This window comes from Bradyrhizobium sp. 149, from assembly GCF_023073915.1.
Taxonomy (GTDB): domain Bacteria; phylum Pseudomonadota; class Alphaproteobacteria; order Rhizobiales; family Xanthobacteraceae; genus Bradyrhizobium.
In genome coordinates this window covers 1,612,433-1,625,700 of the sequence record NZ_JADPKK010000022.1, presented here as the reverse complement: position 1 = coordinate 1,625,700, position 13,268 = coordinate 1,612,433, and the positions used below count along the sequence as shown (strand labels likewise).

The window sequence follows — 13,268 nt, the reverse complement described above, 5'->3', positions numbered from 1 at the left end:
CTGTCTGGCACAGGACCATCTAATCGCTTGACGAGTTCAAAAAAAGAACTGTAGGCTGCAGGGATAAGATGGCCGGGCGCAACGGCCGCTAAGTGTCGGATTACGGCTGGACCCGTTCAGCGCGATGCGTCTTCGCGACGACGCGCGCCGAGCAGCCGCCGGCGCAGCAAAACAAAGCCACGTACCCGCAAAGGGTGCACGTTTGGGAGGACGAGCAATGTTGGTGAGATGGAAGATCGTTGCGGCCCTGACTCTGTTCTTGAGCGGCTCCGCATTCGGTGCCGAGGAGCCGGGAATCTCTGCCACCGAGATCAAGATCGGCGGGGTGTTTCCCTTCAGCGGACCGGCGTCATCGATCGGCCTCGTTGGCAAGGGACTCATGGCCTACATTCAGGCCTTGAACGATCGCGGCGGCATCAACGGACGCAAGATCAACTACATCGCCTATGACGACGGATATAGTCCTCCAAAGGCAGTGGAGCACGTCCGCAAGCTCGTTGAAAGCGACGAGGTGTCATTCATGTTCGGCCAGCTCGGCACACCCGGCATCTCGGCCACTGCAAAATACCTGAAGGCCAAGGGGGTCCCGAGTGTCGCGATTGTCAGCGGCTCGTCCAAGTTCACCGACGTCGCCAACCACCCGCTGACGACCACGGGACTTGTCAGCTATGACACCGAAGGAAAAATCTACGCCAAATACCTAACGAAGACCTTGCCGAACGCCAAATATGCCATCCTCTATCAGAACGACGATCTCGGCAAAGATTACGTCGGTGCCTTCAAGGCGTTTCTCGGCAAGGATTTCGACCGGAAGGTCGTCAGCGCGTCCTACGAGGTCACCGAACCGACGATCGATTCGCAGATTACCAATCTGAGGAGTTCGGGTGCGGAAGCCCTGGTGATCGCCGGGACGCCGAAATTCGCAGCCCAAGCCATCAGGCAAGCCTCGGTGATCGGCTGGAAGGCCACCGTGATCATCAATTTCCCCTCCGCCTCGGTCGGAGGCACGCTTGCGCCCGCTGGCCTCGACAAATCCATCGGTGTGATGGTCGGGACAACCAACAAGGATATCCTCGACGAGACATGGAAAGACGACCCGGGCATGCAGGCCTACCGGGCGTTTTTCGACAAGTATCTGACGGGTGCCGATATCACCAACGGCAGCTATCTGACCGGCTATCAGCAAGGCGTGCTGCTCGAGCAGATCCTCAAGCAATGCGGTGATGATCTGTCGCGGAAGAATATTCTCGCGCAGGCAAAGAACCTGAAAAACGTCGTCGTTCCGACTGCACTGCCTGGAATCAAGGTCAATACCAGCGAGACCGAGAACATGATCTGGACCCAGATGCGGCTGCAGCGCTGGAGCGGCACGACGTGGCAAGCCTTCGGAGAAGTCCTGGACGCCAGGTCCGAGTGACCTGGCGTAACGCGCTCGCTCGATCCACACGCGATCATTCAGGAGACCGTTTTCGATGTCGACGAAGCCACTGACGTTTGCGCCAAGAGAGCTCTCTGTCGAACGCCGGACGGACGGTACGCTCATATTGAGGTCGCCGCTTGAATTGGGGCCATGCGACTGGCGCGTCACCGACTTTCTCCCGCGCTGGGCAAGTGCGGCCCCGGATAGAATATTCCTCGCGCAACGCAATGCCAAAGGGGGTTGGGACGAGATCACCTATAGCGAGACATGGTCGCAGGTCCAGGCGGTCGGCCAGAGCCTGATCGATATGGGTGCAAAGCCGGCTGACAGGCTGGCCGTGCTTTCTGGCAACTCCATCGAGAACGCGGTGATCTCCTTTGCGGCGATGTCGATCGGGGTCATTCTGGCGCCCATATCGCCGAACTATACACTGATGCCCGGCGGTCTTGCGCGCCTCAAGGACATCGCGCGGGTGCTGCGGCCCAATTTCGTTTTCGTTCAGAGTGGACGCGACTTTTCCGCGGCTCGCTCCATTCCCGAGTTGGCAGACGCTGTCTGGATCAGCGTCGATGGTGCGCCGGACACGACGCCTTTCCGTGTCCTGACGGATCGAACGGAGTGCGAAGGATTCGCGCAGGCTTCGGGTGCGGTCCCCTGCGACGCCGTTGCGAAAGTTCTCTTCACGTCCGGTTCGACCGGTCTACCGAAGGGCGTGCTGAACACGCACCGCATGATGGCGAGCTCCCTGCAAATGGGAAGTCTGCTCGTGTCGCCTCCGGATGCGCCGATCCAGGTGGAGTGGCTGCCCTGGCACCATACGATGGGCAGCAACGTCATTCTTCACGGCATCCTCAAGAACGGCGGAACGCTCTATATCGATGACGGCCGGCCGCTGCCTCAGCTCTTCCATAAGTCGGTCGCGAACCTCAAAGAGATTTCGCCGACGGCCATGTTCAACGTTCCTGCCGGTTATAATCTGTTGTGTGACGCCATCGAGAATGACGCCTCCGCTGGCGCTCGCATCTTCGAGCGGATGGATAGATTGAGCTATGCTGGAGCCGCAATCTCGCAGGGCACGCTCGAGAAGCTCTACCGGTTGACATCATCGATCACCGGCCGGCGAATTCCGGTGATGTCGGGCTATGGGACGACCGAAACGGCGCCGACGATCAGTACGACCCACTGGGCAACGGATCGGCCGGGGGAGATCGGTCTGCCCGCGCCGGGCGTACAGCTGAAGCTGATCCCTGTTTCCGATACGTACGAGGCGAGGGTCAAGGGCCCCAACGTTACCCCGGGTTACCTCGGAAGGGCCGATTTGACGGAGAAGGCCTTCGACGAGGAGGGTTTCTACCGCATCGGCGATACCGTGTCGTTTCTCGATCCCGAGAAGCCGGAGCTCGGCCTTCGTTTCACCGGCAGAATTTCCGAGAACTTCAAGCTCGCGAACGGCACCTGGGTTGCGATCGGCAATATGCGCGCCGCCATTCTGGCTGCAACACGCGGCGTCTTGCTGGACATCGTCGTTGCCGGAGAAAACCGCGAAGCCTGCGCGCTGCTGTGCTGGCTCAATCCGACCGAGGCGGCGCGGATTGCGAACGCGCCGGCCTCGGATTTGACCTGCGACTCCCAGGTCATCGAATTCCTGAGACATCGTTTGCGGGAATACAATGAGGCTGTGGGAAGCAGCGAAAAAATCTGCTCGTTTACCCTGCTGAGGGATCCGCCCTCACTGGCCGCAGGAGAAATCACGGACAAGGCCTACGTCAATCAACGTGCCGTGCTCAAACACCGGGCCGAACAAGCGGAACGTCTCTACCTGAACGAGCCCGACGCCGCCGTGGTTCGGGTCTGACGACGCGTTCAGTTGGTAGTAATCATGGCCGGCTCAAGCGGCGCTGCGGCGCACCTTTGCCTTTGGCTTGTCGGGCGCCTTGATCGCCAGCGGGCTTCGGGCACCCGGGCCCGGATGGGTATGAACCTCCCTGGCCAGGAGCGGCTCGCCGCATTCGGAGCACACCATGACCGGGTCGAAGTTCTTTCCGCACTTGCGGTGCTCGTGCAGCAGCGGCCGGCCGCGCTCGTCGACCATGTGAGTATCGCCCCAATGCACGAGCGCCATCATGATCGGATAAAGATCGAGTCCCTTCTGGGTCAGGATATATTCGTGACGCTTGGGCGCGTCCTGGTATGGAATGCGGCGCAGGATGCCCTGCCGGACCAGCTTCTTCAGCCGCTCGGCGAGCAGATGGCGTGTAATTCCGAGCGCCGACTGAAAGCCTTCGAAGCGTCGCGTGCGCAGAAAACATTCGCGCAGGATCAGAAGGGTCCAACGGTCGCCGATCACGCCAATGGTTCGAGCCATTGAACACGGCTCTTCCTCAAGTTCCTTCCATTTCATCCATACTCTCCAATCATCCCGGCATGGTCGTCTCGAATCGTACCGAGGCCGCCGCATTCCCTTGCATTCTAGATAGGTACTGAATTCCAAACAATACCCGGTCGAGTAGGCCAAATCAGCACAAAACCGGCGCAATTTGACAGTTCAATTTTAGAACTGTAAGAATACACCCAGCCAAAGCATGCGATTGGATCATCGGTCCCTGACCATCCAATGCGCTCTCCCGGAGAAGCGGTCATGACCCCCAAGGTTGAATTCCAGTTCGATTTCGGCAGCCCGAACGCTTATCTCGCGGAAGTCGCCATTCCCGGGATCGAGCGCCGGACCGGCGTGAAAGTCGAGTATGTCCCGGTCCTGCTTGGCGGAATCTACAAGGCGACGGGCAACATGTCGCCGTTCGACTCGCTGCGCGGGATCAAGAACAAACCGGAATACCAGGCGCTCGAGACCCAGCGGTTTATCCGGCGCCACAACATCACGAAATTTCGCCAGAATTCCTTCTTTCCGGTCAACACGCTGATGCTGATGCGTGGCGCCGTGGCAGCCCAGTTCGAAGGCGTGTTCGAACCCTATTTCCGCGCGGCCTATCATCACATGTGGGAAGACCCCAAGAAGATGGACGATCCCGAAGTGTTCCGGAGCGCATTTGCCTCCTCGGGAATCGACATCGACAGGCTGGTCGCGCGCGCACAGCAGGATGACGTCAAGAAGAAGCTCATCGACCTGACTAATGATGCTGTCAGCCGCGGCGCCTTCGGTTCACCGACCTTCTTCGTCGGCAAGGAGATGTTCTTCGGCAAGGATCAACTCAGGGACGTCGAGGAATCGATCGTCGAACAGACCCGGCAGCCCGTTCCAAAAACCGCTTGATCCGGAATTGCGGTCCGGGAGTGTCGCGAAGAGGGCATGCGCGCAGATGTACTTCTGTCCGCGGCCCGTTGCCAGAAGAAGTTCCAGGGAGAGTGCAATGGCTGGTCCGCTTAACGGCGTTCGCGTCCTCGATCTGACCGGCGTGGTGTCTGGCCCGTTTGCGACCATGTTTCTGGCGGATCAGGGCGCCGACGTGCTCAAGATCGAGCCGATCGGCGGCGATATCACCCGTCGCAGCCGTGCCACAATCGACAAGGATGGCGAATTCTCCGCGCTGTTCATCTCGTCAAACCGCGGCAAGCGTTCGCTCTCGATCGACGTCAAGAGCACGGACGGTCACGAGGTGCTGGCCAAGCTGGTCGCGCAGGCCGATGTCCTGGTGCAGAACTTCCGGCCCGGCACCATGGAGCGCCTCGGTCTCGGTGTCGAAGAACTGCGCAGGCGGCATCCGCGCCTGATCTACGTCTCGATCAGCGGCGTCGGCGAGACCGGACCGTATGTCAAGAAGCGCGTTTACGATCCGATCATTCAGGGCTTGTCGGGTTTCGCCGACATCCAGTCGCAGCCGGTCACCAATCGCCCGCAGATGATCCGCACGATCGTGTGTGACAAGACGACTGCCGTGTTTACGGCCCAGGCCGTGGCTGCGGCTCTCTATGCGCGTGAGAAGACCGGGCACGGAGATCATATCCAGGTCGCGATGCTGGATGCCATGATTTCCTATCTCTGGCCGGAAGGCATGATGCAATACACGGTGGTCGGAGCCGAGGCCGGCGCCGCCGATCCCAACGACCGGCCGGACCTCGTGTTCAAGACCAGCGACGGCTACATCACGGCCGGCACTATCTCCGATTCCGAATGGCAGGGATTTTGCCGGGCATCCGGCGATCCCGAGCTTGCCAATGATCCCCGGTTCGCGACCCCGTCGGCGCGTTCGGTCAATGCCACGGCACGCATCAACAAGATGGCGGAGTATATCGGCCAGCACACGACCGCCGAATGGCTGGAGCGGCTGGACGCTGCGGACGTCCCCTGTGCGCCAATCCTGCGGCGCGGCGAAATCATTCACAATGAACAGGTGGTGGCGCGCGGGATCATCGCGGAATTCGATCAGCCGAAGGTCGGCCAGGTGCGGCAGCCGAAGCCCGCAGCCCGCTTCGAGGTCAACCAGTCTGCGATCGGCGGCCCGGCCCCTCGCGTCGGCGAGCACTCGCGCGAGGTGCTGCGCGAGCTGGGTTACGACGATGACGCGATAGACAGCATGGTCGCCGCGCGCACATTGCGCGTGGCCGTGTAGGCCGAAGCGCTCGCGCCACCGGCTCTCGCCACCGGCTCTCAAGCGTTGGCAGGCGTCGGTACAATTGGCGCTAGCGGAACATTCGCCGCAGCCGCGCGCTGGTAGGCGTCCCGACTTCGCATACGCGCGAGATAGGGCTGTGCGTTGTCGCAGATGCCGACCCCGTATGCGACCGCCCAGTCCAGGCACGTCGTCAGCAGAATATCGGCGCTGCTGAAGCAGTCCCCCATGAGGAATTGTCGGCCGTCCGCCAGCGCGACCTCCACATGGCGCAATTGCGCCCGAAAATATTCCGCGGCTTGAGCGACGACCTCCGGCGCAACCCCGTAAATCGGGCCGAGAGCATCGGCGCTGTGACGACGCATTACATACAGGCTGGTGGAGTCGAGCTCGGTGACGATAAAGAAGCACCATTCCAGCCACGCTGCATAGTCGCGGGTCGATTCCGGAATCAACGCACGCTCCGGCGTGGAATACATGCGCGACAAATATGCGATGATCGCGGCACTTTCGCCGATGCGGAAGTCACCATCCTGCAGCAGCGGAATCTTCTGGCGCGGATTGAGCCTGGTATATTCGGCGGTCTTGGTCTCACCCGTCCGCGGGCCGATCGGTTTGATCTTGTAGGTCAAGGCCAGCTCGTGCATCGCCCAGTGTGGTCGAACGGTGCGGCTTGTCCCGACTCCCCACAGGGTGAGGTCTGGATCGTCGGTCATGTCACCATTTCTCTGCGGCGGGGCGAAGATCGAGTTCGTGGGTCCAGCCGTCGCGGCTTTGCTGATGGGCAAACCAATACGCTTCGGCAATCGAGGAGGTCTTGGTCAGGCTGTCGGGCGGGATCTCGCTTGCATCGATCCCCTTCGCCGCTTTCATACGCTGATGAATGGCTTCGCTATCGACGCCGGCATCGATGATCAGATGGACGACATGAATGTTCTTGGGCCCGAGCTCGCGCGCCATGGCCTGGGCCAGCGCGCGAAGACCGAATTTTGCCGATGAGAACGCGGCAAAGCCCTTGCCGCCGCGGATGCTTGCGGTTGCACCGGTAAAAAAGATGGTGCCGCGCCCGCGCGTCAGCATGACGCGCGCGGCTTCGCGCCCGACCAGGAATCCGGCGTAGCAGGCCAGCTCCCAGGCCTTGAAGAAGAGCTTGTCGGTGGTCTCCAACAGAGGCTTGTTGACGTTCGATCCGGCATTGAACAGGCATATCTCGATCGGTCCGATCTGGCGTTCGACATCCGCGAAGAGCTTCTGGACCTCCGCTTCCTGGCGGGCGTCGACGCTGAAGGCGTGGATGCCGTGGCCTTTCGCCCTGAGCTCATCGACAAGCGCCTGGGATTTGGCCGCATCGCGTCTGCAGATGCAAACTGTGTAGCCGCCGCTGGCAAACCGGCGCGCAACGGCTGCGCCGATGGCATCACCCGCGCCGACCAACATCGCGACTCCCCGACTTTCTCCCACGCTCGCCTCCTCGCAAGTTCTTATTTGATACTTATCGTTATCGGCTGCTAGCCGCGTTGTAAATGGAGTTTTCGCAAGTCCGCGAGTATGGCAGCGAGCCTGCCACTTTCTGATCCGGTCGTCCCAGCAAAATACCGATTGACGAGTTCTAAAAAAGAACGCATGTTTCGTCGCAGGCGCAATGATGAAAAGCGTCGATGTTCTTCAGGCGGGAGGCGGTTGGTCGTGGCGAAGCTGTCCCAAGCGCTCGGTCGAGACGAGACTGCTGCCGGGTTGCCGAGCCATATCGATCAATCGACCCGCCGTCAGTCTTCCAGAGCCTTGGGGCGAACCACGCCCGTTGAGGACTGCGACTCCGACCGTGGTAACCTCGGGCAGCGTATGGGCGGGGTGAGAGCGGACGAGCGCCCCGTCATCGATCGCGAAAATTGCGCTCCACGTTCCAGGGCGACAGAACAGCTTCGCGCATAGCGGGCCTAACATAACCGGGAGAAGACCCTTGAAAACGAGAAATGCAACCGTCGCCGTGATCGGCGCGGGCGATTTCATCGGCGGAGAGATTGCCAAGAAGTTTGCGTCTGAAGGCTTTACCGTCTTCGCTGGCCGCCGCAACGGCGACAAGCTCGCGCCGCTGGTCAAGGAGATCGAGGCCGCCGGCGGCGAGATCCAGGCACGTTCGCTCGATGCGCGCAAGGAGGACGAGATCATCTCCTTCCTGAATGACGCAGACAAGCACGCGCCTCTGGAGGTCTGCATTTTCAACATCGGTGCAAACGTCAACTTCCCGATCCTCGACACGACCGAGCGCGTGTTCCGCAAGGTCTGGGAAATGGCCTGCTACTCCGGCTTCCTCGCCGGGCGCGAGGCAGCCAGGCTGATGCTGCCGCGCGGCCAGGGCAACATTTTCTTCACCGGCGCGACCGCGTCTTTGCGCGGCGGCAGCGGCTATGCAGCCTTTGCCAGCGCCAAATTCGGGCTGCGCGCGGTGGCGCAGGCGATGGCACGCGAGCTCGGCCCGAAGAATATCCACGTCGCCCACCTCGTTATCGATTCCGGTGTCGATACCGAATGGGTCAGGCAGCGACGCCTGGAGGCGCTCGGCCCCAATGCGCTCGACGATCCGGATTTGCTCATGCCGCCGGCCTCGGTCGCGACGTCCTATTGGCAGCTCTATCAGCAGCCGAGGAGCGCCTGGACCTTCGAGCTGGAAATCCGCCCCTTCGGTGAGAAGTGGTAGGAAACGCCCGATGGAGCTCGCACTGTCTCCCGAAGACGCGGCCTTCCGTGATGAGGTGCGCGCCTTCATCGCCGAAAACTATCCGCAGGAAATGCGCGTCCCCAATCCGGAGACCGACCTGACGAAAGAGCAATCGTTGCTCTGGCACCGCATCCTCTACAGGAAGGGCTGGGTCGCGCCGCTCTGGCCCAAGGAATATGGCGGCCCCGGCTGGTCGATCACCCGGCGTTTCATCTTCGAGCAGGAAACAAGCCGGGCCGGGACGCTGCCGCCGCTGGCGTTCAGCGTCACCATGGTTGGTCCCGTCATCTACACGTTCGGCAACGACGCGCAAAAACAGAAGTTCTTGCCGCGGATCCTCTCGGGTGACGATTGGTGGTGCCAGGGCTATTCCGAGCCGGGCTCAGGGTCGGACCTGGCGACCGTTCGGACCAAGGCGGTGCGCGACGGCGACCACTACATCGTCAACGGCCACAAGACCTGGACGACGTTGGCGCAGCACGCCGATTGGATCTTCTGCCTGGTGCGTACGGATCCGGGCGCCAAGCCTCAGGCCGGCATCTCGTTCCTCCTGATAGACATGAAATCGCCCGGCGTCACCGTGCGTCCGATCGTCACGATCGACGGATCGCACGAGGTCAACGATGTCTTCCTCGAGGACGTCCGCGTCCCCGTCGAGAACCTGATCGGCGAGGAGAACAAGGGCTGGACCTACGCCAAATTTCTGCTGGGCAATGAGCGCACCAGCATGGCCGGGATCGGCCGGTCGACGCGCTATCTCGACCGGTTGAAGAAGATCGTTAAGGCGGAGATCGCAGCGGACGATCCGGCGCGTCTCGATTTCAGCAAGGAGATCGGCCGGATCGAGCTCGACGTGCTTGCGCTCGAGGCCACCGAGTTGCGCGTCATTGCCCAGATGGCCCGCGGCATCGATCCGGGTCCTGCGGCCTCGCTGTTCAAGATTCGCGGCACCGAGATATTCCAGGGAATCACCGAACTGACACATCGCGCAATCGGCAATGACGGACTTGCACTTCGCGAGCAGCCGTTGAGCGCAAACCGCTTCATGCCGGGCCCCGACTACGGCCACACCGCGTCGGAAAAGTACCTGAATTCGCGCAAGCTCAGCATCTACGGCGGATCGAACGAGATCCAGCGCAACATCATCGCCAAAGCGGTGCTCGGTCTCTAGCAACAGCGCACAAGAGGATCGGATGGATATCCAGTTCACGGAAGAGCAGGAATTGTTGCGCTCCAGCGTACAGCGCATGCTCCGCGACCAGTACAGTTTCGAGGCGCGGCGCAAGAGTGTTTCCAGTGAAGAGGGCTGGAGCCGCAAGCAGTGGGCGGCCTTTGCCGAGCTCGGCCTGCTGGCCGCGCCGTTCTCGGAGGAGAGCGGCGGACTCGGTGGCGGTCCGCTATCGACCATGATCATCGCCCAGGAGTTCGGCCGTCATCTCGTCGTGGAGCCGTTCATGGAGACCGTCGTGCTGGCTGGGAGCCTGATCGAGCATGCAGGGACGGACGAGCAGAAGCAGGCCTTCATTCCCGATATCGTGGCCGGACAGAAGATCTGGGCGCTGGCCTGGACCGAAAGAGGCTCGCGCTTCGACCTTGCTGATGTCGCGACCACGGCGCGGGCCGATGGCAAGGACTACATCCTCAGTGGTGAGAAGACCGCCGTCATCGCGGCGCCCTGGGCGGACTCTCTCATCGTCTCCGCGCGTACCGCCGGCAAGCGCGATGATCGCAGCGGCATCAGCCTGTTCGTCGTCGATGCCCGGGCGGCCAATCTCGATCTGCGGAGCTTCAAGACCATCGACGGCCGCCGCGCCGCGGAGGTTACGTTTCGGGAAGTGCGCGGCGAGTTGCTCGGCAGCGAAGGCGAGGGCGTCGCGCTGCTGGAAACCTGCCGCGACCGGGCCATCGGCGCGCTCTGCGCCGAAGCAGTCGGAGCGATGGCCGAATTGAACTCCGCGACGCTGGAATTCTCCAAGACCCGAAAGCAGTTCGGCGTCACGATCGGCAGCTTCCAGGTGCTGCAACACCGGATGGTCGACATGTTCATCGCCCATCAGGAGGCGCTCTCGCTGATGCAGCATCTCAATCTGAGCCTCGGCGCTAGCGAGGCCGGTATCTCGCGCCTCGCTTCCGGCGCCAAGTCGAAGATCGGCTATGCCGGAAAATTCATCGCCGATCAGGCGGTGCAACTCCATGGCGGCATGGGCATGACCGACGAATTGAATGTCGGCCATTACTTCAAGCGAATCTCTTCCATCAACATCCAGTTCGGCGATCCCGCCCACCATCTGCTGCGCTATGTGCAGCTCGATGCGGCCGCGTGACAAAGAGGCCAATATGACGACAGAGGCAGTTATCGTTTCCACCGCGCGTACCGGCGTCGGTAAGGCCTATCGCGGTGCGCTGAACAACACCGAAGGTCCGACCATGGCCGGCCATGTGATGGCCGAAGCGGTCAGGCGCGCGGGCATCGAGCCCGGCGAGGTCGAGGACGTGGTGATGGGTTGCGCGATGCAACAAGGCACCATGGTGATGAACGTCGCACGCAAGGGCGCGATCCGCGCCGGCCTGCCGGTCACCGTTGCCGGGACCACGATCGATCGGCAGTGCGCGTCCGGCTTGCAGGCGATAGCGGTCGCGGCACGCTCGATCATGCTGGACGGGGTCGAGATCGCGATCGGAGGCGGTATCGAGTCGATCAGCCTGGTGCAGAACGAGCACATGAACAGATTCCACGCCGTCGACGACGAGTTGATGGCGATGAAGCCGGGCATGTACATGTCGATGCTCGACACGGCCGAGATTGTCGCCGAGCGTTACAAGATCGGCCGCGACCGGCAGGACGAATACAGTCTCGAATGCCAGCGCCGTATCGGTGCCGCGGTGCAGGCCGGCCGCTTCAATGACGAGATCGTCCCGATCACGACCAGGATGGCCGTCGTCAACAAGGACACCAAGGAAGTCACCTATCAGCAGGTGACCTTGTCGAAGGACGAAGGGCCGCGCCCCGAGACCACGGCGGAGGGCCTTGCGAAGATCAAGCCGGTGTTCGAAGGCAAGACCATCACGGCGGGCAATGCAAGCCAGCTTTCCGACGGCGCATCGGCCTGCGTGATCATGAGCGACAGGATCGCCGCGAAGAAGGGCCTGAAGCCGCTCGGCATCTTCCGCGGCTTCGTCGCGGCCGGTGTCGAGCCGGACGAAATGGGTATCGGCCCGGTGGCTGCGATCCCGCGCCTGCTGAAGCGGCACGGTCTGAAGATCGACGACATCGATCTCTGGGAGCTGAACGAAGCCTATGCCGTCCAGGTGATCTACTGCCGCGACAAGCTCGGCATCGATCCGGACAAGCTCAACGTCAACGGCGGCTCGATTGCGATCGGCCATCCCTATGGCATGACCGGCGCGCGGCTTGCGGGGCACATCCTGATCGAGGGGCGGCGGCGCAAGGCGAAGTACGGCGTGGTGACCATGTGCATCGGCGGCGGCATGGGCGCGGCCGGCCTGTTTGAAATCGTCAACTGATCGGAAAGCGGAGAAGCACACGTGAAGACAGCGATTACTGAACTGTTCGGGATCCAGCATCCGATCATCCAGGGCGGCATGCACTATGTCGGCTTCGCCGAGCTGGCAGCTGCGGTGTCGAACGCCGGCGGTCTCGGCATCATCACCGGCCTCACGCAGAGGACGCCGGAGTTGCTGGCAAAGGAAATCGTGCGCTGCCGCGACATGACCGACAAGCCGATCGGTGTGAACCTGACGTTCCTGCCGAGCTTCACTTCGCCGCCCTATCCGGAATACATCGCCGCCATCAAGGAAGGCGGCGTCAAGGCGGTGGAGACCGCCGGCCGCAGCCCGGAAGCGTACATGCCTGCGCTGAAGGCGGCGGGCATCAAGGTGATCCACAAATGCACCTCGGTGCGGCATTCGCTCAAGGCCGAGAGAATCGGCTGCGACGCCGTCAGCGTCGACGGCTTCGAATGCGGCGGCCATCCCGGTGAGGACGATATCCCGAACATGATCCTGCTGCCGCGCGCGGCGGATGAGCTCAAGATCCCGTTCGTGGCCTCGGGCGGCATGGCGGATGCGCGCAGCCTCGTTGCCGCGTTGTCGATGGGCGCCGCCGGCATGAACATGGGGACCCGCTTCGTCGCGACCAAGGAAGCGCCGGTCCACGCCAACGTGAAGCGGGCCCTGGTCGAGGCCACCGAGCTCGACACGGTGCTGGTGATGCGCGCGCTGCGCAACACCGAGCGCGTGCTGAAGAACAAGGGCGTCACTCAGTTGCTCGAAGTCGAGCGCGAGAAGGGCGCGAGCCTCAAGATCGAGGACATCCACGAGCAGGTGGCGGGTGTCTATCCGAGGGTGATGGTCGATGGCGAGATGGACGCCGGCGCTTGGAGCTGCGGCATGGTGGTTGGGCTGATCAAGGACATCCCGACGGTGAAGGAACTGATCGATCGCATCATGAATGAGGCCGAGCAGATCATCCGGCAGCGGCTGACGGGCTTCCTTGACGGCGCCGTCGCGACTACGACCGCGCGCGCCGTTGCTTGAGCTG

The 13,268-nt window shown here is 61.9% G+C and carries 12 protein-coding genes; 9 read left to right on the top strand and 3 right to left on the bottom strand.

All coding sequences use genetic code 11. The features are described from left to right. The first annotated feature begins 217 nt into the window (after nt 1–217). Nucleotides 218–1,417 (top strand): ABC transporter substrate-binding protein, encoded by a 1,200-nt coding sequence (locus IVA88_RS25485; RefSeq protein ID WP_247499908.1) that lies wholly within the window; start codon nt 218–220, stop codon nt 1,415–1,417. A gap of 55 nt (nt 1,418–1,472) precedes the next feature. Beyond that, nucleotides 1,473–3,275 (top strand): AMP-binding protein, encoded by a 1,803-nt coding sequence (locus IVA88_RS25480; RefSeq protein ID WP_247499907.1) that lies wholly within the window; start codon nt 1,473–1,475, stop codon nt 3,273–3,275. 33 nt (nt 3,276–3,308) lie between these two features. Here the strand turns inward: IVA88_RS25480 and IVA88_RS25475 are convergent, their stop codons facing one another. Further along, nucleotides 3,309–3,821 carry a helix-turn-helix domain-containing protein gene (locus tag IVA88_RS25475; RefSeq protein WP_247499906.1) on the bottom strand — a complete coding sequence of 171 codons (513 nt, stop codon included), beginning with the start codon at nt 3,819–3,821 and terminating at the stop codon, nt 3,309–3,311. Between the two features lie 237 nt (nt 3,822–4,058). On the opposite strand from IVA88_RS25475, the gene IVA88_RS25470 reads away from it, so the two are divergent. Together IVA88_RS25470 and IVA88_RS25465 are read left to right on the top strand one after the other, a co-directional pair. After that, nucleotides 4,059–4,691: a 2-hydroxychromene-2-carboxylate isomerase gene (locus IVA88_RS25470; RefSeq protein WP_247499905.1), complete on the top strand. Its 633-nt coding sequence runs from the start codon at nt 4,059–4,061 to the stop codon at nt 4,689–4,691. A 97-nt stretch (nt 4,692–4,788) separates the two neighbouring features. Further along, nucleotides 4,789–5,988: a CaiB/BaiF CoA-transferase family protein gene (locus tag IVA88_RS25465; protein WP_247499904.1), complete on the top strand. Its 1,200-nt coding sequence runs from the start codon at nt 4,789–4,791 to the stop codon at nt 5,986–5,988. 38 nt (nt 5,989–6,026) lie between these two features. On the opposite strand, the gene IVA88_RS25460 is transcribed toward IVA88_RS25465, so the two are convergent. Both IVA88_RS25460 and IVA88_RS25455 read right to left on the bottom strand, forming a co-directional pair. Next, nucleotides 6,027–6,704, bottom strand: coding sequence for a glutathione S-transferase family protein (locus IVA88_RS25460; protein WP_247499903.1), 678 nt, complete (start codon nt 6,702–6,704; stop codon nt 6,027–6,029). 1 nt (nt 6,705) lies between these two features. Then, a complete protein-coding gene (locus IVA88_RS25455) occupies nt 6,706–7,425 on the bottom strand; it encodes an SDR family NAD(P)-dependent oxidoreductase (RefSeq protein WP_247499902.1) in 720 nt (239 codons plus the stop codon). Between the two features lie 523 nt (nt 7,426–7,948). Between IVA88_RS25455 and IVA88_RS25450 the strand changes: the two genes are divergently transcribed. Genes IVA88_RS25450 through IVA88_RS25430 form a run of 5 tightly spaced genes read left to right on the top strand, consistent with a single transcriptional unit; the run spans nt 7,949 to nt 13,264 of the window. Beyond that, entirely contained in the window at nt 7,949–8,686 is a 738-nt protein-coding gene (locus tag IVA88_RS25450) for an SDR family oxidoreductase (RefSeq protein ID WP_247499901.1), read from the top strand. A gap of 10 nt (nt 8,687–8,696) precedes the next feature. Then, nucleotides 8,697–9,878: an acyl-CoA dehydrogenase family protein gene (locus IVA88_RS25445; protein ID WP_247499900.1), complete on the top strand. Its 1,182-nt coding sequence runs from the start codon at nt 8,697–8,699 to the stop codon at nt 9,876–9,878. A 22-nt stretch (nt 9,879–9,900) separates the two neighbouring features. Further along, complete coding sequence (locus IVA88_RS25440) at nt 9,901–11,031, top strand: acyl-CoA dehydrogenase family protein (RefSeq protein ID WP_247499899.1); 1,131 nt, start codon at nt 9,901–9,903, stop codon at nt 11,029–11,031. A gap of 13 nt (nt 11,032–11,044) precedes the next feature. Further along, the gene (locus IVA88_RS25435) at nt 11,045–12,232 is read left to right on the top strand and encodes an acetyl-CoA C-acyltransferase (protein WP_247499898.1); all 1,188 of its coding nucleotides are present in this window, start codon (nt 11,045–11,047) and stop codon (nt 12,230–12,232) included. Between the two features lie 21 nt (nt 12,233–12,253). Next, nucleotides 12,254–13,264, top strand: a complete 1,011-nt coding sequence (locus tag IVA88_RS25430) for a nitronate monooxygenase family protein (protein WP_247499897.1) — start codon at nt 12,254–12,256, stop codon at nt 13,262–13,264. Nucleotides 13,265–13,268: the final 4 nt, after the last annotated feature.